At 71.1% G+C, this 23,859-nt stretch carries 18 protein-coding genes; 12 read left to right on the forward strand and 6 right to left on the reverse strand.

All coding sequences use genetic code 11. The features are described from left to right. Positions 1–9 precede the first annotated feature (9 nt). The 10 genes from GY24_RS03790 (at position 10) to GY24_RS03835 (ending at position 13,556) form a co-directional block, all read left to right on the forward strand. Positions 10–1,581 carry a YveK family protein gene (locus GY24_RS03790; RefSeq protein ID WP_104474436.1) on the forward strand — a complete coding sequence of 524 codons (1,572 nt, stop codon included), beginning with the start codon at positions 10–12 and terminating at the stop codon, positions 1,579–1,581. Further along, a complete protein-coding gene (locus GY24_RS03795; RefSeq protein ID WP_104474437.1) occupies positions 1,578–2,342 on the forward strand; it encodes a WecB/TagA/CpsF family glycosyltransferase in 765 nt (254 codons plus the stop codon). The genes GY24_RS03790 and GY24_RS03795 overlap by 4 nt, the downstream gene beginning before the upstream one ends. Continuing rightward, complete coding sequence (locus tag GY24_RS03800; protein ID WP_104474438.1) at positions 2,339–3,919, forward strand: flippase; 1,581 nt, start codon at positions 2,339–2,341, stop codon at positions 3,917–3,919. The genes GY24_RS03795 and GY24_RS03800 overlap by 4 nt, the downstream gene beginning before the upstream one ends. A 182-nt stretch (positions 3,920–4,101) precedes the next feature. Next, positions 4,102–4,812, forward strand: coding sequence for a hypothetical protein (locus tag GY24_RS03805; RefSeq protein ID WP_104474439.1), 711 nt, complete (start codon positions 4,102–4,104; stop codon positions 4,810–4,812). 44 nt (positions 4,813–4,856) lie between these two features. Next, complete coding sequence (locus tag GY24_RS17900; RefSeq protein ID WP_161498677.1) at positions 4,857–8,291, forward strand: fibrinogen-like YCDxxxxGGGW domain-containing protein; 3,435 nt, start codon at positions 4,857–4,859, stop codon at positions 8,289–8,291. Between the two features lie 13 nt (positions 8,292–8,304). Then, positions 8,305–9,105 carry a CDP-alcohol phosphatidyltransferase family protein gene (locus GY24_RS03815; protein WP_104474440.1) on the forward strand — a complete coding sequence of 267 codons (801 nt, stop codon included), beginning with the start codon at positions 8,305–8,307 and terminating at the stop codon, positions 9,103–9,105. Positions 9,106–9,183: 78 nt separating this feature from the next. Further along, positions 9,184–10,206, forward strand: a complete 1,023-nt coding sequence (locus tag GY24_RS03820; RefSeq protein ID WP_104474441.1) for a malate dehydrogenase — start codon at positions 9,184–9,186, stop codon at positions 10,204–10,206. 129 nt (positions 10,207–10,335) lie between these two features. Then, complete coding sequence (locus GY24_RS03825; RefSeq protein ID WP_104474442.1) at positions 10,336–10,920, forward strand: HhH-GPD-type base excision DNA repair protein; 585 nt, start codon at positions 10,336–10,338, stop codon at positions 10,918–10,920. A gap of 154 nt (positions 10,921–11,074) precedes the next feature. Then, complete coding sequence (locus GY24_RS03830; protein ID WP_104474443.1) at positions 11,075–12,766, forward strand: MFS transporter; 1,692 nt, start codon at positions 11,075–11,077, stop codon at positions 12,764–12,766. Between the two features lie 61 nt (positions 12,767–12,827). Further along, on the forward strand, positions 12,828–13,556 hold the full coding sequence (locus GY24_RS03835; RefSeq protein ID WP_104474444.1) for a DUF2652 domain-containing protein: 729 nt from the start codon (positions 12,828–12,830) through the stop codon (positions 13,554–13,556). On the opposite strand, the gene GY24_RS03840 is transcribed toward GY24_RS03835, so the two are convergent. From GY24_RS03840 to GY24_RS03850, 3 genes are all read right to left on the reverse strand, one after another. Then, positions 13,553–14,587 (reverse strand): LLM class F420-dependent oxidoreductase, encoded by a 1,035-nt coding sequence (locus tag GY24_RS03840; protein ID WP_104474445.1) that lies wholly within the window; start codon positions 14,585–14,587, stop codon positions 13,553–13,555. The two genes, GY24_RS03835 and GY24_RS03840, sit on opposite strands and share 4 nt — an antisense overlap. Before the next feature lie 6 nt (positions 14,588–14,593). Then, positions 14,594–16,810, reverse strand: coding sequence for an acyl-CoA dehydrogenase family protein (locus tag GY24_RS03845; protein ID WP_104474446.1), 2,217 nt, complete (start codon positions 16,808–16,810; stop codon positions 14,594–14,596). A 181-nt stretch (positions 16,811–16,991) separates the two neighbouring features. Then, on the reverse strand, positions 16,992–17,399 hold the full coding sequence (locus GY24_RS03850; protein WP_133161098.1) for a hypothetical protein: 408 nt from the start codon (positions 17,397–17,399) through the stop codon (positions 16,992–16,994). A 199-nt stretch (positions 17,400–17,598) separates the two neighbouring features. Between GY24_RS03850 and GY24_RS03855 the strand changes: the two genes are divergently transcribed. Then, positions 17,599–18,213 carry a Pr6Pr family membrane protein gene (locus GY24_RS03855; protein ID WP_133161099.1) on the forward strand — a complete coding sequence of 205 codons (615 nt, stop codon included), beginning with the start codon at positions 17,599–17,601 and terminating at the stop codon, positions 18,211–18,213. 84 nt (positions 18,214–18,297) lie between these two features. Here GY24_RS03855 and GY24_RS03860 read toward each other — a convergent pair whose 3' ends face one another. Further along, complete coding sequence (locus GY24_RS03860; RefSeq protein ID WP_233279181.1) at positions 18,298–20,115, reverse strand: glycoside hydrolase family 3 protein; 1,818 nt, start codon at positions 20,113–20,115, stop codon at positions 18,298–18,300. Between the two features lie 153 nt (positions 20,116–20,268). On the opposite strand from GY24_RS03860, the gene GY24_RS03865 reads away from it, so the two are divergent. After that, on the forward strand, positions 20,269–20,742 hold the full coding sequence (locus GY24_RS03865; RefSeq protein WP_233279182.1) for a GNAT family N-acetyltransferase: 474 nt from the start codon (positions 20,269–20,271) through the stop codon (positions 20,740–20,742). Here the strand turns inward: GY24_RS03865 and GY24_RS03870 are convergent. Both GY24_RS03870 and recQ read right to left on the reverse strand, forming a co-directional pair. Next, the gene (locus GY24_RS03870) at positions 20,739–21,260 is read right to left on the reverse strand and encodes a GNAT family N-acetyltransferase (RefSeq protein WP_104474450.1); all 522 of its coding nucleotides are present in this window, start codon (positions 21,258–21,260) and stop codon (positions 20,739–20,741) included. The genes GY24_RS03865 and GY24_RS03870 overlap by 4 nt on opposite strands. 553 nt (positions 21,261–21,813) lie before the next feature. Then, complete coding sequence (gene recQ, locus GY24_RS03875; RefSeq protein ID WP_104474451.1) at positions 21,814–23,814, reverse strand: DNA helicase RecQ; 2,001 nt, start codon at positions 23,812–23,814, stop codon at positions 21,814–21,816. Between the last annotated feature and the right edge of the window lie 45 nt (positions 23,815–23,859).

Consider the following 23,859-nt stretch of genomic DNA (forward strand, 5'->3'; position numbering starts at 1 on the left):
CGGGGGTGCATGAGCATGTCGGAGCCGTTGGAGCGCACCGCGTTGGGGCTGGACTACTACGGCTTCGTGCTCAGGCGGCAGTGGTCGGTCATTGCGCTCGGTGCGGTGCTCGGCATTCTGGCCGCCCTCGCCTACCTCGTCATCACCCCGGCGACGGTGACGGCCACGGCAGACGTCAACATCAACATCATCTCGACCGATCCCTTCAATACGACGAAGCAGGCATCCAACCTGCTCGACGCGTCGACGGAGATGCAGATCGCCACCTCATACTCCGTCGCCCAGAACGCCGCCGAGGCGCTGCAGTCCGGGGCCGACCCCGCCGATGTGCGGCGCCAGATCTCGGCGAGCGCCGTCACCGGCGCCCCCGTCGTGCACATCTCCTTCACCGCGCCGACGAGCGCCCAGGCGCAAGCGGGCGCGGATGCTGCCGCCACGGCCTATCTGGCCTACCGGACCACCCAGGCCCAGACGAAGCTCGACAGCATCCTGAAAGGCGTGGGGGATCGTCGCGTTCAGCTCGGCGCCGAGCTGGCGGACGCGAACTCGCGCATCAGCACGTCGGCGCCGGGCAGCTCTGCCGCCAACCAGGCCATCAGCGACAGGGACCTCGTCACCATTGAGCTGAACGCCCTCCTGTCGCAGAAGAGCATGCTCGAGCAGATTGACACCGCCGGCGGCTCGATCCTCACCACCGCCGCCCGCAACGACGTCGTGTTCGCGCCCAGCCGGGCGCGGGCGCTGGGCATTGGTGCGCTCGCCGGCCTCGTGCTGGGCATGATCGTGGCATTCGCGATCAATCCGCTGGACCGCCGACTGCGCAACAGCCGCGAGATCCACCGTGCAACGGGAGCGGAGATTCTCGCCGACATTCAGGGAGTCGATGCCGTCATCCCCGAGCGCGAGACGACCCTCGAGCAGCTCCGCATGGCACGGGAGCGCATCATGAGTGGCCTGCCGCAGAACGCCAAGACGTTGACACTCCTCAACGACACCTCGGCCGGCCACCCCGACGTCCCGGCCAACCTGGCCTCTGTGATGGCAGAGGGCGGGGCGGCGACGGAGCTGATACTGCCGGACCTGCCCGCTGAACTGCGGCTCGCCGTGTGCGACGGCCTCCGCCTGGTGCTCGCACACGCGGACGAGCGCGGGGATCTCTACCAGTCCGCGACCGTCCCCACCCTGCAGGTCTACTTCCCCCTGCCGGTGACCGAGGATGCGGCAGCCCCCTACATCGCACAGGCGACGTGGGACCGGATCGAGGGGGCGGCCCCTGGCACGTTCCACATCCTCGCGCTGGGGGCTGCGGCCCCGCCGTCCAGCGTCCTGGGCGCCCTCCGCATCTCGGACTGCCTGGCCATCATCGCGACGGCGCACCGCACGCGGGCCGACACGCTCGTGCAGGTGCTGACCGAGGCCGCGCGGATCGGAACGGTGTTCCTCGGCATCATCACGGTCTCCCACAGACGCCACATGAGCGTCGCGCCCCACCCGGCGAGCGCCCCGGCCGACACGGGGTCGGCGGCGCCGACCGGCCACCGCTCCGATTCGCGGACCGCGTCCGCCGGCGCTGCGCGATGAGCGGCTTCGCACAGGCCGAGCGCGCCCACGTTCTCGGCGTCTCCATCGACCCGCTCAGCCAGGATGAGCTCGTCGACGCCATCCTGGCCTGGACTGACCCGCTGACGCCCCGCGTCGCCACCGGAGTCAATGCGGCCGTGTGCAATCTCGCCGCCTCCAACACCGAGTTCGCCGCCGACCTGGCCGAGGTCGAGCTCCGCTACGCGGACGGCCAGTCGATCGTCTGGGCGGCGCGGCTGTTGGGGTTCAGGATTCCGGAACGGGTCGCCACCACTGATCTCATCTACCCCCTCGCCGCGCGCGCCGCCGCGAGCGGCACGAGGCTCTTCCTGTTCGGGGGAAAGCCGGGGGTCGCCGAGCGCGCCGCCGAGCGCCTCCTGACCGACGCGCCCGGACTGCTCGTCGAGTGCAGCGACGGCTATGTCTCGGCCGCGGAGACGGAGGCGTTGATCGCGCGCATCAACGCGTACCGGCCGGGCATCCTCTTGGTCGGCCTGGGCGACCCGCTGCAGCAGCGCTGGGTGGCAGAGCACCGGCGGCGGCTCGCGGTGCCGGCCATCCTCACCTGCGGCGGCCTCTTCGACTGGACGAGCGGAGACAACCCTCGTGCGCCGGGCTGGATGCTCTCCGCCGGGCTGGAATGGCTGTGGCGCCTGCTGATCGAGCCGCGGCGGCTCGGGGCCCGCTACCTCCTCGGCAATCCCGCCTTCCTGTTCCGGCTCGCCCGACAGATGGTGAGCAGCAGGCCCGGTCCTCGATGAGCGGCGCGCCGACGCAGCTCACCACGGCGGACACGCGCACGCTCGCCCGGGAGGGCACGGCGAGCCTGCTCGGCTCCGCGATCAGCGCAACAATGGGCTTCGCGCTCATCGTGGTGCTCGCGCGCACCCTGGGCGACGTCGGCGCCGGGGTCGTGCTGCAGACGATTGCGGTCTTCACCATCGTCCTCAGCCTCGCCCGCGCCGGCATGGACTCGGCTGCCGTCTGGATCATGCCGCGCCTCGCCGCCCACAACCCGGCGGCCATCCGCGGGACGCTGGCGTCGATGCTCCTCATCACGGCCATCAGCGGCACCGCATGCGGGGCCCTGACGGTTGCCCTCGCGCCGCAGCTGGCCCAGCTCGGCGACAGCGAGGCCTCGGCTGTCGCCGATGCCGTCGCACTGGTCGGCTGGTTCCTGCCCGTTGGGGCGCTCGTCCTCGTCGCCCTCGCGGCGACCAGGGGGCTCGGCGGCATCATCCCGTACGTCAGCGTCGGCAGCATCGGCCTCCCCGTCATCCGCCCGGTCGCCGTCTGGCTGGTGGCCATAGCCGGCGGCTCCTACGCCAGCGTGGCCCTCGCCTGGGCGGCGCCGCTGCCCATCGCGCTCGTGGCGGCCGCGGTCGTGCTGCGCGTGCAGGTCGCCCGCCACGAACGCGCGGCCGGGGTGCGCGGCGCATGGCGGGTCGACCCGGCCGTCCGCCGGAGCGTCGTGGCCTACGCCCTCCCCCGCACCTTGTCGGCCGGCATGGAGCAGTCACTGATCTGGCTCGACGTCCTCATCGTCGGCATCCTGGCCGGCTCGGCGGCCGCCGGCATCTACGGAGGCGCCAGCCGGTTCATCGCGGCGGGCCTCATCATCGACACCGCACTGCGCGTCGTGGTCGCGACCCGCTTCAGCAGCCTGCTGTTCCACGAGAAGTTCGGCGAGGTCCAGGCGCTGTACCGCATAGCGGCACGCTGGCTTGTGCTGCTCAGCGCCCCGATCTACCTGGTTCTGGCGGTCTTCGCCCCCGTTGTACTCGGATTGCTGGGGCCGGAGTTCGTGCACGGGTCGACCGCGCTCGCCATCCTCTGCATCGGGGCGGTGCTCACCTGCACCACCGGGAACATCCAGTCGGTGCTGCTGATGAGCGGCCGCAGCGGCTGGGCCGCGTTCAACAAGGCCGTCGTGCTCGCGCTCAACGTCGGCGGGAATCTGGTCCTGATCCCACTGCTCGGCATCAACGGCGCGGCCATCACCTGGGCGTTCAGCATGCTCGTCGACGCGCTGCTCGCCGTCGTCGAGGTGCGCCGCTTCATCGGCATCCGAATGGAATTCGGCACCATCGCATACGCCCTGCTCATCGCGGTGACGACCTTCGGGCTCCCGGCCCTCGCGTTCCGTTTGGCGCTCGGCGCCTCCCCGCTCGCGCTCGCGCTCTCGCTCGCTGTGTCCGCCGTGCTCTTCGTCGGCTGGTGTGCGCTCGACCGCGACCGCCTGCAGCTTCGCGACTTCGCGCTCCTGGCCCGCCGCCAGGCGCCGACGGGAGGCGACACCCGAACGGGGGGCTTATCGGAGGCCGTCGGCCGGGGCTAGTGTGCTGGTGTTGCTGAAGCATTCTCACCTTTGCCCGGCAGCGTGTCACCCATTGCCTGTAACCCGAAGTACAGGAGAACGCTCGTGAACTCGAGTCCCATCTGCCCGAAGCCCTGCCGTCTCGCGCCGCGCTTCGCCCCCGTCGCGGCCCCGTGCCCGCCCTGCGCCCAGTCTCGGGCGCAATGATCGGCGAGCCGGAAGACGACGACGACTTCCGCTACGGGTTCGGCTCGGCATCTCGCGCCGACCAGAATCGCACGTCGTCCGTCCGACGGCGCATCCTCACCGCGCTCGCCGCTCTCGCGGTTCTGGCCGTCGCCGCAACCGCCTGGGTCGCCCTGACCCAGTCGGCGCCGACCAGCACAGCCGGCCCGCTCGCGTCGGCTCGGCCGTCGGCCGCCACGCCGGTTCCGACTCCGACTGCCAGTGCGCCAGCCGCCGCAACGCCCGCGCCGCCGGCGGGGGTCGCGGCGCCGCTCACTCCCGAGGCCGTTGCCGACACCGTGACAACCCTGGTCACCGCGGCCGCTGAGCTCAGTCCCAACGCCACCGAGGCGCCCGATCAGCTGACGGCCGTGGCATCCGGCGCGATCCTCGACGAGATCAAGAACGACCAGCTCGAGCTGCAGGCCAACGGCTGGACGCGGACGGGCACACCCCAGGTACTCAACGTCACCATCGTGAGCAGCGACACCACGGCCACGCCCGCGACCGTCGTCGCGCAGGCGTGCGTCGATTCCAGCGATGTGCAGACGCTGGACTCCGACGGCGCATCGCTCCAGGGCGCCGGCAGTGCCGGGTCCCACCGCGCGCTGAACCTCTTCACGTTCGAGCAGAGCGGCGACAGCTGGCGCATCATCGCCAGGTCCTTTCCCGATGAAACGGCCTGTTGACGGCCCCGTCAACGGTCACAGACCCCACCACAAGGAGAACTGAGATGACGCTTACCCGAAGCGTTTCCGTCCGGTCCAGGAAGAACTGGCTAGGCCCGCTGTTCGCGACGGGCATCGTCGTCGCCGCGTTGCTCACGCCGATCAGCGCGACGGCGGCGACGACCCTGCCGGCACCCGACGGGCTCTCCGAATACACGGCGGCGGCCTCCTGCTGGGAGATCAAACAGCTGAAGCCCACCGCCCCGAGCGGCAGCTACTGGCTCAACACCCCCGCGATGGGCGCAGCCGAGCAGTTCTACTGCGACCAGACGACGAGCGGCGGCGGCTGGGTGCTGATCGGGCGCGGCCGTGAGGGCTGGTCGGAGACGAACGAGGGGGCGGGAACCCCGGCCGAGGTGCGGAACACGCTCACCGGCCAGGCGGCGTTCGCGCCCAAGCAGCTGACCGCCGGCATGATCGACAAGCTGCTCAACAACCAGCCGGTCACGTCCATGACGGACGGCGTGCGCCTGCGCCGGGCCACGAACACCACGGGCACAGCGTGGCAGGAGGCGACCTTCACATTCGCCTCCCCGCGCGTCGAGTGGAGCTGGATGTTCGAGAACGAACAGCGTGCGGGCGCCTGGACGATCGGCACCGCCTCCGGCACCGGCGGCACTATGGCCGCCTTCGGCCAGAGCACCAACCAGAACCGGATCGAGACGACCACGGGCTCCGCCCAGGGCTGGATGACCGGTTTCGGCTACGGCTCCGCGGCCCGCGGCAATCCGGCCGCGGACAGCTACATCTGGGCGCCGAGCACCACAGCCGGGCGCCCCCGGCCCTTCACCCAGGCCTACCTGCGGCCCAAGCTGGTGAGCTCGGCGCTGTACACGGCCCCCATCGCGGATGCCGGGACGGCCAAGTTCGAGCAGGCCGCCGTCGCCAGCAGCTTCGCGATGCCGACCGTGTGGGGCGTCAGCGGCATCGGCGCCGGACCGAACACCGTCGAGGGCAGCCAGGAGGTGTCCGCTTTCGCCGAGGGCAACGGCATCATCTACGTCGGGGGCAACTTCCTCACCGTCCAGAAGACCGCTGCCGGCGGCAGCCAGGTCGCGCAGTCCTATCTCGCCGCCTTCGACGTGAAGACCGGCGAGTGGATCCCCTCCTTCCGGCCGACGCTCGACAAGCAGGTGAAGGCGCTCGCCGTGCTGCCCAACGGCAAGCTCGCGGTCGGCGGCTACTTCAGCCAGGTGAACGGCGCCGCACGGCCAGGGCTGGTGGTGTTGAACCCCACGACCGGGGCCACCGACACGACCTTCACCACGACGCTGATCAACAACCTGTCCGGCGGGGTCCCGGTGGTTCGCGGGCTCGATGTGCAGGGCGACTGGCTCTACGTCGGCGGAAACTTCACCCACATGAGCGGCGGCTCCGCAGCGGGGCAGGTGTACACCCGCGCGGCCGGCCGCGTCTCGGTGAGCAACGGCACCCCCGACAAGAGCTGGAACCCGGAGTTCAACGGCACGGTCATGGCTCTGGACGCCTCCGCGCAGGGCGACCGGGTCTACTACGCGGGATTCTTCACCGCGTCCAAGACGACACCGGCGGTGAAAGCCGCCAGCATCCGTACCGCCGACACCGGAGTCGTTCCCTGGTCGGTCAACTTCGCCAGCACCACCAACTACCAGCAGGCGGTGAAAGAGGTTGGCAGCAAGGTGTGGCTCGGTGGTTCGCAGCACATGCTCTACAGCTACGACCGCGCGACGATGGCGGAGCTGAGCACGAACATCGGCCTCGCCGGCGGCGACTTCCAGGCCATCTCGAGCGACGGCTCCGTCGTCTACGGCGGCTGCCACTGCTTCTACACGAACTACGCCGGGGCACGCACCTGGCCGTCGGTCGGCACGACCTGGACCCAGGCGACGAAGATCAACAGTGTCGGCGCCTGGGACAACGCGACCGGAAAACCGATGCCCCAGTTCAGCCCGACGGTGAGCCAGCGCATCGGGGCGGGTTCGTGGGCGCTGTTCAGCGACTCCAACGGGGTGACCTGGTTCGGCGGCGACTACACCAAGTCGCAGAAGGCCGGCTACGTCAGCCAGTGGTCGGGCGGATTCGTCCGCTTCGCCCCCAATGACTCGAAGGCGCCGACCGCGCCCTCCGGCCTGGCCGTGTCCGCCTCGCCGAGCGGCGAGACGCTGAGCTGGGCGGCCTCGGTGGACAACCAGGATGCCGTCACCTACCAGGTGCTGCGCAATGACCGGGTGGTCGCCACCACGCGCTCCCGCACGGTCACCCTGCCGGTCACCCCCGCGGGAACGAAGTACTTCGTGCGCGCCGCGGACGGCTCCGGCAACTGGTCTGCCAGCACCCCGGCGGCGACGGTCGGGAGCACCACCCCGGCCGACCCCGGCAACCCGGTGCTGGTCGCGGGCGGCAGCACCTGGAGCTACTCCTTCGGGGCGACGGCCCCGGCAACGGGCTGGCAGTCCGCCGGCTTCGACGCGTCGGCCTGGCCGACGGGCGCGGCGCCGATCGGGTGGGGCCAGGCGCTCCTCGGAACGACGCTCAGCACGGCAGCCCCGCAGCCGCTCACCGCGTACTACCGGAAGTCCTTCACCGTGGCCGATGCGAGCAAGGTGGCGTCGGTGACGCTCACCACCCGGGCGGACGACGGCATCGTGGTCTATGTGAATGGCACGGAGGTGGTGCGCAAGAACATCGCGGCCGGCCCGGTCACCTCCACCACCTACGCCCAGTCCTCGGTCACCGCCGCGAACGCGCTGGCCAACCCGGTCACCGTCACCATCCCCGGCTCGGCCTTCACGACGGGCGCGAACGTGATCGCGGCCGAGGTGCACTCGAACTACAAGACGACGCCGAGCGCCAGCTTCGAGCTGGCGGCGCTGGCCACGTTCGGCACGCAGCCGCCCGTCGACCCGCCGGTCGACCCGCCGGTCGACCCGCCGGTTGACCCCGGCACCGTCGCCCCCGGCACCGTCGTCATCGCCCCGGCATCCACCTGGTCGTACAGCTACCCGGCCAGCGCCCCCGACGCCGCGTGGAAGGGCGCCGGATTCGACGCGACAGCGTGGTCGACCGGGGCCGCGCCGATCGGCTGGGGGCAGGCGGTGCTCGGAACCGTGCTGAGCGCGGTGGCACCGCAGCCACTGACCTCCTATTACCGCTCGTCGTTCACGATCGCCGACCCGCAGGCGATCGGCGCGCTCGTCTTCACGACGCGGGCGGATGACGGCATCGTCGTCTACCTGAACGGCGTCGAGGTGAAACGCTCCAACATCGCGGCCGGCACCGTGACGAACACCACCTACGCGATCTCGGCGGTCGGAGCCGGGCCGGCGGTGGCGAACCCCGTGGTGTTCGAGGTGCCGGGATCGGCGCTCGTGGCGGGCGCCAACGTGATCACCGCCGAGGTCCACTCCAATTACAAGGCGACACCGAGCGCGAGCTTTGAGCTCTCGGCAGTCGTGAAGTAGCGGGGGTGCGGACATGAGCTCACTCGAAGTAGCTGCCGAGGCGTCGCCGTTCGCGACGAGCGCCTCGGGGGCGGCACTCGCGCCGGCCCCGCGTGGGCGGTTCAGCACCGCGTTGGACGGGCTCCGTTCCGCGCAGAAGCCGGGGGCCGGGGTTCCCGCCTACACCCGCTGGGTCAACCGCCGGCTGGCCCGGTTCGCCGCGGCCGCCGCCTACTCCCTCGGCTGGTCGGCGAACGCCGTCACCACGATCTCCGCTGTGCTGTCGTTCGCGGCATTGGCGCTGATGGTCCTCGTGCCGCAGTCGGCCCCGCTCGGCCTCGCCGTGGCCGGGCTGCTCGCGGCCGGCTATGTGCTCGACTCGGCCGACGGGCAGGTGGCCCGCCTCAGCCGCAGAAGCAGCCCGGCCGGGGAGTGGCTCGACCACGTGGTCGATGCGATCCGCACGCCCGCCATCCACCTCGCAGTCTTGATCGGGCTCTCCGCGGTGCCCGGCCTCGGCACCTGGCCGCTCGTCGTTGCGGTGGCCTACTGCCTGGTCAGCGTCGGGCAGTTCATGAGCCAGATCCTGTCGGAGCAGCTCTCGGGCACGGCGACGCCCGCCAGCGAGTCGGCCGGCATCCGCCAGTCGCTGGTGTTGATTCCCACCGACATGGGCACGCTGTGCTGGATCTTCCTGTTCTGGGGGACCCCCGAGGTCTTCGTGTGGGTCTACGCGGCGATGTTCCTGGCCAACACCGTGCACGCGGCGGTGTCCATGCGCCGGAAGTACCTGCGCCTGCGGGCGCTGAAGCCCGCCGGGGCGCACCGGCACTGACGCCGGGCGGGCCGGCACGGTGCGACGCCAATCGAAATTCTCCTCGAAGCTCGGCTGCGCTCGTGGTTAGTCTGGACTATGGCGAACTCAGAGACTCCCGTTACCGTCACACTCACCGGGGCCGGCGGCCAGATCGGCTACGCGCTGCTGTTCCGCATCGCGTCCGGGCAGATGCTCGGCGCCGATGTGCCCGTGCGGCTCAGGCTGCTCGAGATCCCGCAAGGCCTGAAGGCGGCGGAGGGCGCGGCGCTCGAACTGCAGGACGCCGCCTTCCCGCTGCTGGCCGGCGTCGACGTGACGGATGACGCCACGGCCGCCTTCGACGGGGTGAACGTCGCGCTGCTCGTCGGCGCGCGCCCGCGCGGCCCCGGGATGGAGCGGGCAGACCTGCTGGCGGCCAACGGCGGAATCTTCGGGCCGCAGGGCGCCGCGATCAACGCCGGCGCCGCCGACGACGTCCGGGTCGTCGTGGTCGGCAACCCGGCGAACACGAACGCGCTCATCGCGAGCGCGCACGCGCCGGACGTGCCGGCCGAGCGTTTCACGGCGCTCACCCGGCTGGACCACAACCGGGCGCTCGGGCAGCTCGCCGCAGCGCTGGACGCGCCGGTCGGCGGCATCCGCGATGTCACCATCTGGGGCAACCACTCGGCGTCGCAGTACCCCGACGTCTCGCATGCGACGCTCGATGGGGCGCCCGTGCTCCCCCTGCTCGCGGAGCGCTTCGGCGGGGCGGATGCCGCGGAGCGCTGGCTGGCCGAGGAGTTCATCCCGCGGGTGGCCAAGCGCGGCGCGGAGATCATCGAGGTGCGCGGCTCCTCGTCTGTGGGCTCGGCCGCCTCGGCCACGATCGACCATGTCCGCGACTGGGTGGGCGGCACCTCCCCCGGCGCGGGCTGGACCTCGGTCGCGCTGCCCTCCGACGGCTCCTATGGCGTGCCGGAGGGGCTGATCAGCTCGTTCCCCGTGGAGTCGGTCGACGGGCGGCTGCGCATCGTGCAGGGCCTGGCGGTCTCGGAGTTCTCGCGCGCGCGCATCGATGCCTCGGTCGCCGAGCTCGCCGGTGAGCGTGACGCCGTCCGCGCCCTCGGCCTGCTCTGACCGCCCTCCCTCACCCTCTCCCCCTCCCCCTCTCCCCCGCCCCCTCGCCGAGACTGCTCGACTTGTAGTTGGGAGGCGTCCGAACTACAAGTCGAGCAGTCTCGACGACAATGACCGAAGTGGAATGAGATGAACATGTACTTGACCGGAGACGCGGCCAGCGACGCCCTGCTGGACTCCAGCCCGCTGGCGCTGCTGCTCGGAATGCAGCTCGACCAGCAGGTGACCATGGAGACGGCGTTCGCCGGGCCGGAGAAGCTGCGGCAGCGCCTCGGCACACTGGATGCCGCGACGATCGCCCATTACGACCCGGAGGCGTTTGTCGAGATCTGCCGGCAGACCCCGGCCGTGCACCGCTTCCCCGGTTCGATGGCGGCCAGGATGCAGGAGTTGTGCGGCATGATCGAGCGCGACTGGGGCGGCGACGCCGAGGCGATCTGGACGGCTCCGACGGCCGACGGCAACCCGCCGAGCGGGGCCGAGGTGCTCACCCGGCTGAAGCAGCTGCCCGGCTTCGGCGAGCAGAAGGCACGCATCTTCCTGGCGCTGCTCGGCAAGCAGCGCGGGCTGAAGGCCGCCGGGTGGCGGGAGGCGGCCGGGCCGTATGGTGGCGAGGACACCTGCCACTCGGTGGCCGACATCACGGATGCCGAGACGCTCGCCCGGGTGCGCGAGGCGAAGAAGGCGGCCAAGGCTGCGGCGAAGAAGGCGTAGCGCGGGTTTCCGGATGGAGCTGTTGGCTTCGGTCGCTGGCGCTCCCTCGAGCCCACGGGCAATGCGAGTCCCCGGGGCGTTGGCTTCAGTCGCACGCTCCCTCTGGCCCACGCGGGCGTGGAGCGCGGCGGCATCCGAGTTCTAGACTCCACTCATGGGAGGCGACGGACGCCGGAACAGGCTCGGCCAGGCGGCCGCCGCCTTCACCAGCAACGTGCGCAATCCCGACCTGCGCCGGGCCCAGCTGAGCTTCCTCGGGGCGTGGACCGCCGAGTGGGCCTTCACCGTCGCGCTCGGCATCGTCGCCTACCGCGACGGCGGCGCGGCCGCCCTCGGCCTGGTCGGGCTGCTCCGCATGGTGCCGTCGGCGATCCTCGCCCCGCTGCTCTCGCCGCTCGCCGACCGCGGGCGGCGCGAGCGGGTGCTGATCCTGGTCTCCACGGTGCGCGGCGTCGCGACGGCCGGAGCCGCGGTCATCGCCGCCCTGGCCGGCCCGCCGCTGGTCATCTACGTGCTCGCCGTGCTCTCGACCATCGCCGCCACCCTCTACCGGCCCGCGCACTCTGCGCTGCTTCCGTCGCTCTGCCGCACCGGCTACGAACTGGCCAGCGCCAACATGGTGCGCGGGCTGCTCGACTCCGCGGCGACGCTCGTCGGCCCCCTGCTGGCTGCGGTGCTGCTGCAGTTCACCGGGGTGTCCGTCGTGTTCGCGGTCGCCGCCGCCTCCTCATTCTGGGCGGCCGCGCTGCTCGTGCGGCTCCGCTATGAGGCCCCGCCCCGCCCGCCCGCCGGGCGGCGCCCGAACCTGCTCGGCGAGGCGGCAGAGGGCATCCGTGTGGTGGCCCGCGACCGCGACCTCACGCTGATCCTCGGACTCGCCGCCGCACAGGCCCTCACCCGGGGCGCGCTCACCGTGCTCTCGGTGGTCGTGGCGATCGAGTTGCTGGGCACCGGCGAGCCCGGCGTCGGCGCCCTGATGGCCGCCGTCGGGGTCGGCGCGGTGCTCGGCTCGCTCGCGGCCTCCCTGCTGGTCGGCACCGGGCGCCTCGGCGCCTGGTTCGCCGTCGGAGTCGCGCTCTGGGGGCTCCCGCTCACGCTCGTCGGGCTCGTGCCGCAGCAGTCCGCGGCGCTGGGGCTGCTGGCCTTCGTCGGCGTGGGCAACGCCCTGATCGACGTCGCCGGCTTCACCCTGATCGCCCGGCGGGCTCCCGACGAGGTGCTGGCACGCGTCTTCGGCGTGCTGGAGGCCCTCGTCACCGTGTTCATCGGGATCGGGGCCATCGCCGCCTCCCTGCTGGTGGAGTGGGCGGGCGTGCAGACCACGCTCATCGCGATCGGGTTGGTTTGCCCGCTGCTCGCCGCGGCAGCTTGGCGCCGGCTGCGGGGCCTGGACCGGTTCGTCGACATGCTCGACGCGGATGCCGCGCTGCTCCGGCGGGTGCCCATGTTCGCCGCCCTCCCGCTGCCCGCCGTCGAACGGCTCGCCCGCGGCCTGGAGCCCGTCGTCGTGCCCCCGGGCCGGTGGGTGTTCCAGCAGGGCGACGTCGGGGACAGGTACTACCTGATCCAGGCGGGACGGGCCGAGGTGGTGGGCGACGGCCGGCTCGTCGCGACGCTCGGCCCCGGGGAGGGCTTCGGTGAGATCGCACTGCTCCGCAGCACGCGCCGCACGGCTTCCGTGCTGGCCAGGGGCGAGCTGCGCCTGCGTGCGCTCGACTCCGGCCGCTTCCTCTCCGTCGTGCTCGGCTACACGCCGAGCGCACGGCAGGCGACGAGCACCGTCGACGAGATGCTGCAGCGCTACGAGCCGAGGGAGCCGCACGAGGAGCCGCCCGTCAGCCCGTGACCGCCGGACCTGGTGCGGATTGCCGATTGAGGATCCCGGGTGCTGGTGGCATCCTTGGCCCATGGAATCTGGGCGTGCGGTCCTGCTGATTGCCGACATCGGCGGGTACACCGACTACATGAGCACCCATCGGATGAGCCTCGCGCACGCCGAGGTGAACACCGCGCGCATGCTCGACAAAATGATCGACGCCGCCCCGGGCTACGACCTCATCGAGATCGAGGGCGACGCCGCCTTCCTCTCGCGCCAGGCCGATGCGCCCGACCCGGAGGACACCGTCACGGCGCTCCTCCAGGTCGCCCTCGCCATGCACCGCGCGTTCCACTTGGAACGCCAGAACGTCGCCGCGAACCTCTGCCCGTGCACCGGCTGCAAGGGTGCAGCCAACCTCAAGCTGAAGTTCGTCGCCCACATCGGCGATGTCGCCACCCAGACGATCCGGCAGCGGCAGAAGCTCGTCGGCATCGACGTCATCCTCGCCCACCGCTGGCTGAAGAACCCGGTCACGATCCCCGAGTACGTGTTGCTTTCCGAGGAGCTCTACGGCGCGGGCGACCGCCCGATGCCCGGCGCCGTGCAGGAGATCTCCGACGAGCTCGAGGGGATCGGCACCGCGCGCGCCTTCGTCCTGGACATCGGGGATCTCACCGGCGACGACCTCGAGGCGGTTGCCCCGCTGCCGGCGCCGCGCTGGTCCAACCGGCTCGGCCGGACATTCGCGGCGGCCGGCCTCGGCCTGCCCTACATGCTCGGCCTGCGCCGAACCCGCAAGGAGGAGGGCGCGCGCTAGCCGAGCAGCTCGGCGACGCCGCGCACCGTGCGCACATCGCCCTGCACGAGGATCGTCGTGACCACCGACTCCTCCCAGCGGGCCAGCTCGTCACGGATCTTCGCGGCGGGCCCGATCAGCGCGATCTCCTCGACCAGGCGGGTCGGCACGGCCGCGATGGCCTCCTCCTTGCGCCCGGCGAGGAACAGCTCCTGGATGGTGTCGCACTCGGCCTCGTAGCCCATGCGGGCCACCACGTCGCGGTGGAAGTTGGCCCCCTTGGCGCCCATGCCGCCGACGTAGAGCGCGATCGTCGGGCGCACCGCATCCGCCGCCTTCTCGACGTCGTCGTTCAGCACGACCGGCACGGTGACGGCCACCTCGAAGGCGGATGCCGGCGAGCGCTCGCCGGACCGGAGCGCGAAGCCCGCGGCCAACTGCGCCTCCGCCTCCGCGCTCTGCTGCGGGGAGAACAGGAACGGCAGCCAGCCGTCGGCGATCTCGGCCGAGAGCGCCACGTTCTTCGGGCCCTCAGCGGCCAGGTAGATCGGCAGGTCGCGGCGGAGCGGGTGCACCGTGGAGACGAGTGGCTTGCCGAGCCCCGAGCCGTCGGCGCCGGTGTACGGCAGCGGGTAGAACGGGCCGTCGCTCGTGACCGGCGCCTCGCGGGCCAGCACCTGGCGCACGATGTCGACGTACTCGCGAGTGCGCGCCAACGGCTTCGGGTACGGCTGGCCGTACCAGCCCTCGACGACCTGCGGCCCGGAGGCGCCGAGGCCGAGGATGAAGCGGCCGTCGCTCAGGTGGTCCATGGTGATGGCGGCCATCGCGGTGGCCGTGGCCGCCCGCGCCGACATCTGCATGATCGCGGTGCCGAGCTTCAGGCGCTCCGTCTGAGCGCCCCACCAGGCGAGCGGCGTCAACGCGTCGGAGCCGTAGGCCTCACTGGTCCAGACGGAGTCGAAGCCGAGGCGCTCGGCCTCGCGCACGGCGTCGAGAGCGCCGGCCGGCGGGCCCTGCCGCCAGTAGCCGAGGCTGTAGCCGAACCGCACGGCCGACTACTTCTCGACCTTGGCGGTGGGCTTGGGGGCGGCCTTGGGAGCGGCCTTGGGAGCGGCCTTGGCAGCCTCCTTGGCCGCCTTCGCCGCCGCCTTGGCGAGCACCTTCTCGTCCAGCGGCGCCGTTCCGGATGCCCGCTGCGTGGCGTAGTAGGCGCGCGCCTCGTCCTGGCGCTCCTTCTCGATGCCGGTGGCGATTGTGGCCCGCAGGTGCTCCGGGCCGTAGCCGAAGGCGTCGACGAGGTCGACAGCGTGCGGGCGCAGGCGGCCCAGCAGGCGATCGATGTAGGCGGTGACCGACTGGGCGCGCTGCGGCGAGAGGCGACCGTTGATCAGGTACCAGGCGGCGTGCTTCTCGATCAGGCCGAGGCCGAACAGGTCGCGCAGCCACGTGAGCACCTGCGTGGTGCCGGGGTCGGTCGAGGCGTTCCAGGTGTCGAGGGCCCGGGTGAAGGCCTCCCACTGCAACAGCTCGCCGTGGGCGCGGGCGGCCTCGATCAGCTCGTTCTGCTGCGAGTTGAACAGCGCGGCGGCATCCGTCTTGCTCATGCCCTTGGCCTCGCGCAGCACCCCGGCAACGCCGGCGATCATCGTCTCGACCCGGTCGGTGAGCAGCTCCCGCTGCGCATTCGCGTCGCGCAGGTGGTCGACGGAGCGGGCCGTCGAGCCGAAGTCGGCGACGGTCTGGGCCAGGCTCCGCAGGCCGCTGCCGTGGTAGGCGCGGTCGGCGGCCTGGCTGGCGACCAGCCGGGCGACGGTCGCGGCATCCGCCTTGGCGAACTTCTTGGCGTAGTCGGTGAGCAGGCGCTTGGCGACCAGCTGCAGCAACACGTTGTTGTCGCCCTCGAAGGTGACGTAGACGTCGAGGTCCTGGCGGAGGCCGACGAGGCGGTTGCTGGCCATGAAGCCTGCGCCGCCGCAGGCCTCGCGGGACTCCTGCAGGGCCTCCAGCGCGTGCCAGGTGCTGAGCGGCTTGAGCGCGGCCGCCAGGGTCTCCAGGTCTTCGCGGTCGGCGTCGCTGTCGGCTTTGCCGCTGAAGACGGCGTCGAACTTCACCAGGAACTCGTCGTGCGCGAAGAACGCGGCGTAGGTGGTGGCCAGCAACGGCAGCAGTCGGCGCTGGTGCCGCTGGTAGTCGAGGATCACCTCTTCGTCGGTGTCGCTGCCCGCCGTGAACTGGCGGCGCTCCGCGCCGTACTTGATGGCGATGGTCAGGCCCATGGCGGATGCCGCGGCGGCCGCGCCGTCGAGCGAGACGCGGCCCTGCACGAGGGTGCCGAGCATCGTGAAGAAGCGGCGGCCGGGGCTTGCGATCGGGCTCGTGTATGTGCCGTCCTCCGCGACGTCGCCGTAGCGGTTGAGCAGGTTGACGCGCGGGACGCGCACGTTCGTGAAGTGCAGCCGGCCGTTGTCGATGCCGTTGAGGCCGCCCTTGAGGCCGTCGTCCTCGCCGCCGACGCCCGGCAGGAACTCGCCGTTGTCGTCGCGGATGGGCACGTAGAGCGCGTGCACGCCGTGGTTGACGCCGTTCGTGATGAGCTGGGCGAAGACCGTCGCGGCCTTGCCGTGCACGGCCGCGTTGCCGAGGTATTCCTTCCACGCCGCGCGGAACGGGGTGTGGATGACGAACTCCTGGGTGGCCTCGTCGTAGGTGGCCGTGGTGGCGACGCTGGCGACGTCGGAGCCGTGGCCGATCTCGGTCATGGCGAACGCGCCGGGCACGTCGAGGTTCATGGCGCCGGGCAGGAAGGTCTCGTGGTGGTAGGTGGTGCCGAGGTGCAGGATCGCGGCGGCGAAGAGGCCCCACTGCACGCCGGACTTGATCTGCAGGCTCGGGTCGGCCAGCACGAGCTCCTCGAAGCCGGCGATGTTGCCGCCGTGGTCGTCGTGCCCGCCCTGGGCCTCCGGGAACGCCCGGAGCACCTGGCCGTTCTCCACCAGCAGCTTGAGCTGGCCGAGCACGCGCTCGCGGTGCTCCTCCTTGCTCTGCCCCTCGATGCGCTGCATCTCGGGGCGGCCGGCGAGCTCGCGGGAGGCGAGGCGCTCCTCTGGCCAGCTGCCCAGCAGCTGCCGACCGAGCTTGGCGGTATCGACCCGCGGGGAGCCCGGGGCGCCGGCGATCTGGACCGGGCCGGTGTCCGTCACGGCCGCGGGGGCCGGGGCGGCCTGCGTCACGATGTCGTCTGCGGGGGCGGTGCTGCGAGCGGTGTCAACCATCTTTGGTCCTCATTCTTCGCGTGGGAACGAATCTGCCTCCACGCTATGAGGTGCGGCAGGCGGGGGCCAATGATGCGTCAGCGGGCTACAAAGATGCGCCCGGACGCACGCCGGGGCACTGTGTGAACCCCACAAGAAGTCCCCCACGATGCCGGAGGGTGTCCACAACGGAATCGGGCGGTCAGGGAATGAAATAGGCGTTGGCCGACCGCGACCAGAGCAGCACCAGCACGATCACGGAGAAGAGCACGCCGACGAGTTCGGAGGAGAGGAGCGTGGGCGCGGCGATCGCCAGGAAGATGCCGGTCGTGATCGAGAGCACCTCCACGACCGTGATGATCAGGCGCGAACTGTTCCGCCCCCGCAGCAGGCCGTTGGCGACCGCCACCACGATGACGCCGAGCAGGATGCCCACGACGGCCGAGGTGATGAGACCCGACGTGCCCCCGAAGGAGCTCACCACCGCCGGATCGTTCTGCATGAAGAGCAGGAACACGCCTCCCGCGATGTCCAGGGCTCCCGAGATCCAGGCGAGAACGGCGACGAGCGTCACTCCGCCCGGGCGACGATTCAAGGATGTGCTGTGCATGCGCTGCTCCCTCACCCGTTGCGTGCGGGCGGCCTCCCGCTGCGCTCAGCGTAGTGCTGAGGACGCCAACGGGAATCGTGCCGACCGCGTGATCTGTTGCGCGCTGCGCGCTGCGCGCCGCACGTCTGCCTGGCGCCGATTCGCTACGCTCAGGCTCGAGCGTGCGCGTCGGGTGCGCGTCGCAACAGGGAGTGGATCCGTGAAGATACTGTTCGCAAGCCTCCGGGCGATTGCCGCCGTCGCGATCGTGGTGGCGATCATCGGCCAGTACCAGCACTCCGCCTCGCTCGGGCCGGTCAACCCGTTCAACTTCTTCGGCTACTTCACCATCCAGAGCAACCTGATCGGCGCCGTCGCGTTCGGGCTGTCGGCGCTCGTGATCTTCGCCGGGCGGGCCCAGCCGCTCTGGCTGGTCTACCTGCGCGCGCTGGCGACGGTGCTGCTGGCGATCGTCGGCATCGTCTACAACACCCTGCTCACCGGCGCGGGCCTGGAGGGCGCCTTCAACGTGCAGTGGTCCAACGACATCCTGCACATCTGGATCCCGATCTACGCCGCGCTCGACTGGCTGCTGTTCGGCGACAAGGCGAAGCTGCCGTTCGCCAAGCTGTGGGTGATGCTGATCTACCCTCTGGTCTGGCTCGCCGTGGTGCTGTTCCGCGGCGCGACCGACGGCTGGGTGCCGTACCCGTTCCTCGACCCGGCCACCGGGTACGCCTCTGTCGCCGTGTACTGCCTGCTCATCGCGGCGGTGACGATCCTCTTCGGCTATGCGGTGTACGCCCTGAGCCGGGTGCGGATGCTGAAGCCCTAGGCCGCGCACGCAGAACGGGCCGCACCCTGGTGGGGTGCGGCCCGTTCTGCGTGCGCTCGCCGGCACCGGCGCTGGCGCTGGCGCCTAGTAGCTCAGGCCGTGGCCGAAGCGGAACAGCGGGTCCTTCGTGTCGAACGGCACGTCGGGGCGGTTCGCCTCGACGGCGGCCATGCTGCTCGGCAGCTCCATCGGCAGCTTGCCACGCGGAGTGAACTCCCCGAACAACACGTCGAGCAACGCGGCGCCGCTGGCGCCGAAGTTGCCGACGAGCGCGGCGACGTTCCCGACAATCGGGGTGAGGATCGCCGGGCGGTCCAGGAACACGTCGATGACGGTGGGGACGACTGCGGCAAGCTCATGGACGTGGGCGATGGTCTCGGCGTCGAAGTCGAGCGTGCCCTGGTGGAAGAAGTTCTCGAAGTGGTTGTCGCGCGGCGTGAACGGTGCCTGCAGGCGCACGATCGCGACGTCGGCCTCTGCGGGCGTCGCGACGACGGTGCCGTAGCCCGCCGCGACCTCGGCGTCGAGGCCCTCGACGTAGACGCGGATGCCGCGGGCCAGCGGAAGCGTGGGCGCGCCGGCATCCGAGGTGCTGTTGGTCAGCACCGTGATCGCCGCGCGCTGGGCGGCAGCCCCGGCGGCACGGAACTCCTCGTTGCCGACGGTGCGCGCCGCGTTGGCGACGTCGACGAGGGGCGCGTCGAACAGCCCGAGGCGGAACTTCTCGCGCAGCAGACGACGGGCGGACTCGTCGATGCGCGCCTCGCTGACGTCGCCGGAGCGGACGATCTCGATGAGCAGCTCGGGGACGTCCTCGCCGCCGAACTGGTCGGCGCCCGCCTCCAGAACCTTGATCATGCGCTCACGCGGGCTCAGGTGCTCGACGCCCCAGGCCCGGGCCGGGAACGGCTGGCCCATGAACTCGGAGTCCGTGATCAGGCCCCAGTCGGTGCAGACGATGCCGTCGAACTTGTAGCGCTCGCGCAGCAGGCCCGTGATGACGCTCTTGTTGAAGCCGAAGCCGACCTCTTCGTACTCGGTGCCGATGGGCATGCCGTAGTAGGGCATGATCTGGCTGGTGCCGGCCTCGAAGGCGTCCTCGAAGGGCTTGAGGTGGTGCTCGAAGTTGTCGCCGGGGTAGACCTGTTCGCGGCCGTGCGGGAAGTGCGGGTCCTCGCCGTCCTTCTGCGGGCCGCCGCCGGGGAAGTGCTTGGTCATCGTGGCGACAGAGCTCGGGCCGATCTCCGGGCCCTGGAATCCGCGGATGTAGGCCGCGCCGAGGGCGCCGCTCAGCTCGGCGCTCTCACCGAAGGTGTTCACCTGGCGCGACCAGCGCGGCTCGGTGGCGAGGTCGATCTGCGGGTGCAGGGCAACGCGCAGGCCGACGGCGAGGTACTCCTGCCTGGCGATGTCACCGAACTCCTCAACCACGGCCGTGTCGCCGATGGCCGCCAGGCCGAGGGCCTCCGGCCATTCCGAGAATGGGCCGGCGTTCATGGCGACGCCGGGGTTGTCGCTGAAGGAGTGGCGCGGGTCGGTGGAGAGGGTGACGGGGATGCCGAGGCGGGTGCTCGCGGCGAGCTCCTGCAGGCGGTTGTGCCACTCCGCCATGAGCTCGGCGCTCGGCGCCGAGCCGAACAGGTTGAAGTGCGTCATCTGCAGGCCGTTGACGTAGTCGTCGGTCGAGGGCAGGTCGAAGGCCGCGTCGGCCTCGGCGAGCTGGCCGTTCTCACCCATCCTGATCATGGTCTGGAAGAACAGGCCGGCCTTCTCCTCCAGCGTCATCTGGCCGAGCAGCCGCTCGACCCGCTCGTCGATGGGCAGGCTCGCATCGCGGAAGCTCGGGTCGATGGGGGCGGATGCCGTGGCATCCGTGGTCATAGTCTCAGACGACTCTGTCATGGTGTCCTCTCTCGGCGACTTCTCCGAAGTCGATCGGGCGCGCAACGCTGCACACCACGCAGCATAACCCGAATGACGTTTGGTTTTTGAGCGCGCGCGGGAAAATGGCAGCGGGGCGCCCCGCTGCCCACCCGGGCGTGGGATCATCGAGGCATGAACGTGCAGCTGACACCGATGCCGGACGACCGGCTCGCGGAGTGGATCCTCGCCTCGCAGGAGGCCTTCCGGCTCTCGCGCATCGAGGCGGGCGAATCCGAGGAACTGGCGGGCCTGCGCGCCGCCGAGTCGACGGAGCGCTTCTTCGGCACCGGCGCCCCGCTGCCGCTGCACCAGGTCTTCGACGTGGTCATCCCGGATGCCGGCGGCACCGTCGTCGGGTATCTGTGGATCGGACCGCAGTTCGGCAGCACGAGCGATTGGTGGGTGTGGGACGTCGAGATCGCCGAGGCGCACCGGCGGAACGGGTACGCCCGCCAGGCGCTTCAGCTCGGCGAGGCGGAGGCGCGCGCGCTCGGCGCCCAGTCGATCGGCCTGAACGTGTTCGGGTTCAACACGGGGGCGCAGGCGCTCTACGAGACGCTCGGCTATCGCATCGCCGCCGTGAACATGAGCAAGAGGCTCAACTAGCCGCCCGACGGCAGCGACGTGAGGTCGTAGGCCCAGACGTTGGAGCGGATCGGGTTGCCCTTCGGGTACTCAAAGTCCGCCTCGCCGCGCAGTGTGAAGCCGCCCGAGCGGCAGAGGGCATTCGACGCGACGTTGTCGGTGCGCGGGAAGGCCAGGAGGAGCGGGCGGTCGCCCTGCGCCGCGGCATCCGCCACGCACGCCGCGAGGGCGCGCGCGGCGAGGCCGCGCCCCTGGTAGGCGGTCGCGATGCTCCAGCCGGTCTCGTAGACGTCCTCGCCCTGCCACTGCTTCTTCCAGTAGCCGATCGAGCCGACCGACTCCGGCTCACGCGAGGACTCGACGACGAACATGCGCGCCTCGCCCTCCTGCCAGAGCCGCAGGAAGCGGGCGTGCCTGTTGCGCAGGGCCTCGTCGGACTCCGGCCCGCCGAGGAAGACCGTCATCGCCGGGGTGTTGCTGCGCTCCAGCACGGGGAAGTCGTTGTCGCTCCAGGGGCGGAGGGTGATCGTCTCGTCCATGCGACGAGGCTACGACCGGGCACCGACACACGGCAAGGAGGGCGGCGGTGCCGGCTTCGGTCGCAGGCTCCCTCGAGCCGACGGGGAGTGGGCCCCTCCCGCTGGGCGAGTAGGCCGCTCCCGCTGGTCGAGTAGGCCCGCCAGGGCCGTATCGAGACCCGGTTTCCGGCGGGGAACTCGACCCCGTGCGAGGTCTCGATACGCTCGTTCCTCGCTACTCGACCAACGGGTGGGGCGGCGGGGTTGGCTTCGGTCGCAGGCTCCCTCGAGCCAACGGGGAGTGGGGGTGGCGAGACTCCCGCTGGTCGAGTAGGCCCGCCAGGGCCGTATCGAGACCCGGTTTCCGGCGGGGAACTGGGCACCGTGCGAGGTCTCGATACGCTCGTTCCTCGCTACTCGACCAACGGGTGGGGGCAACCAACGGGGAAGGGGCCCTTCCCGCTGGTCGAGTAGGCCCGCTAGGGCCGTATCGAGACCCGGAGTCCGGCGGGAAACTGGGCCCCGTGCGAGGTCTCGATACGCTCGTTCCTCGCTACTCGACCAACGGGTGGGGCTAGCCGGCGGGGGCGAAGGCGGAGACCACCGTGACGAGGGCGTCGCCGTAGGCCTCCAGCTTCTTGGCGCCGATGCCGGTGATGCCGTCGAGAGCGGCCAGCGAGCGCGGCGTCGCCGACGCCACGGCGCGCAGCGTCGCATCGCCGAACACGATGTAGGCCGGCACGCCCAGCTCCTTGGCGGTCTCGGAGCGCCAGGCGCGCAGCGCCTCGAACAGCTCGACACCGGCCGGGCTGAGGTCGGACAGCGCCGCGGCCTGCTTGCTCGAGCGGGTGCTGCGCGACGCGGTGCGCTCCGGCTCCGTGCGGAGCGAGACGGCGCGGTTGCCGGAGAGCACCTCCGCACCGGCATCCGTCATCGCCAGGGTGCCGTAGTCGCCGGTCGAGGCCAGCAGGCCCTGCGCCAGCAACTGGCGCACGACGCCGCGCCACTGCTGGTCGCTGAGGTCGGCGCCGATACCCCACGTGGCCAGGGCCTCGTGCTTGTGCTGGCTGGTGCGCGGCGTCTGCTTGCCGCGCAGGATGTCTACGATCTGGCCGGCTCCGAAGCTCTGGTTGCGCTCGCGGCGCAGCCGCACGACGGTCGAGAGCAGCTTCTGGGCGGGCACGGTGCCGTCCCAGGAGGCGGGCGGGGCCAGGCAGGTGTCGCAGTTGCCGCAGGGCGCGCTCGACTGGCCGAAGTAGCTGAGCAGGTTGACGCGGCGGCACTCCACCGTCTCGCAGAGCGCGAGCATGGCGTCGAGGTGCGCGGCCATGCGGCGCTTGTGCGCGATGTCGCCCGGCGAGGAGTCGATCATGCGCCGCTGCTGCACGACGTCTTGCAGGCCATAGGCCAGCCAGGCCGTCGACGGGTCGCCGTCGCGGCCGGCGCGGCCGGTCTCCTGGTAGTAGCCCTCGACGGACTTCGGCAGGTCGATGTGGGCGACGAAGCGCACATCGGGCTTGTCGATGCCCATGCCGAAGGCGATCGTGGCGACGACGACGATGCCGTCCTCGCGCAGGAAGCGGGACTGGGTGCGGGCGCGCACGCCGGCGTCGAGGCCCGCGTGGTAGGGCAGCGCGTTCACGCCGTTGGCCTGCAGGAAGGCCGCCGTCTTCTCGGTCGTCGCCCGCGAGAGGGCGTAGACGATGCCCGCGTCGCCGGCGTGCTCGGTGCGAATGAAGTCGAGCAGCTGCTTGCGCACCTCGTTCTTCTCCACGATGCGGTACTGGATGTTCGGCCGGTCGAAGCTGGAGACGAAGTGCGCGGCGCGCTGCAGGTGCAGCCGGGAGGTGATCTCCTTGTGCGTGGCATCCGTCGCCGTCGCGGTGAGCGCGATGCGCGGCACGTCGGGCCAGCGCTCGGCCAGCTCGCCGAGGGCGAGGTAGTCGGGGCGGAAGTCGTGCCCCCACTGCGAGACACAGTGCGCCTCGTCGATCGCGAACAGGGCCACGTGGCCGCGGGCCAGGAACTGCTTGGCCTGCTCGGTGCCGAGGCGCTCCGGCGCGATGTAGAGCAGGTCGAGCTCGCCGGCCAGGTAGGCCTGCTCGACGGATGCCCGGGTGCCGGGGTCCTGGGTGGAGTTGAGGTAGGCGGCGCGCACGCCGACGGCGTTCAGTGCGTCGACCTGGTCTTGCATCAGCGCGATCAGCGGCGAGACGACGATGCCCGTCCCCTCGCGCAGCAGCGACGGGATCTGGTAGCAGAGGCTCTTGCCGCCTCCGGTGGGCATCAGCACGACGGCGTCGCCGCCGCCCGCGAGCTGCTCGATGATGGCGGCCTGCTCGCCGCGGAAGGACTCGTAGCCGAACACCGTGTGCAGCGCCTCTGCAGCACTGGCGAACTTCGCCGGCGCCGGGCGAGCGGGGGTCGCCGCGGCGGCCGCGTACGCCCTGGCCGGGGCCTGCGCGAAGTGCGGGTCCTCCGGTGGCACCCAGCCGTCTTCCGGCGGAGCCCAGTCGTCTTCGGGGGGAGGCGGGAAGCCCTCGTCAGCCCAGTCTGGTTCCGCTAGAAAAGTCACGCTTTGAGTGTAACCGGCGGCCCTGACAGCTCGGGCGAGAGGTGC

The organism is Microterricola pindariensis (genome assembly GCF_002936985.1).
GTDB lineage: Bacteria > Actinomycetota > Actinomycetes > Actinomycetales > Microbacteriaceae > Microterricola > Microterricola pindariensis.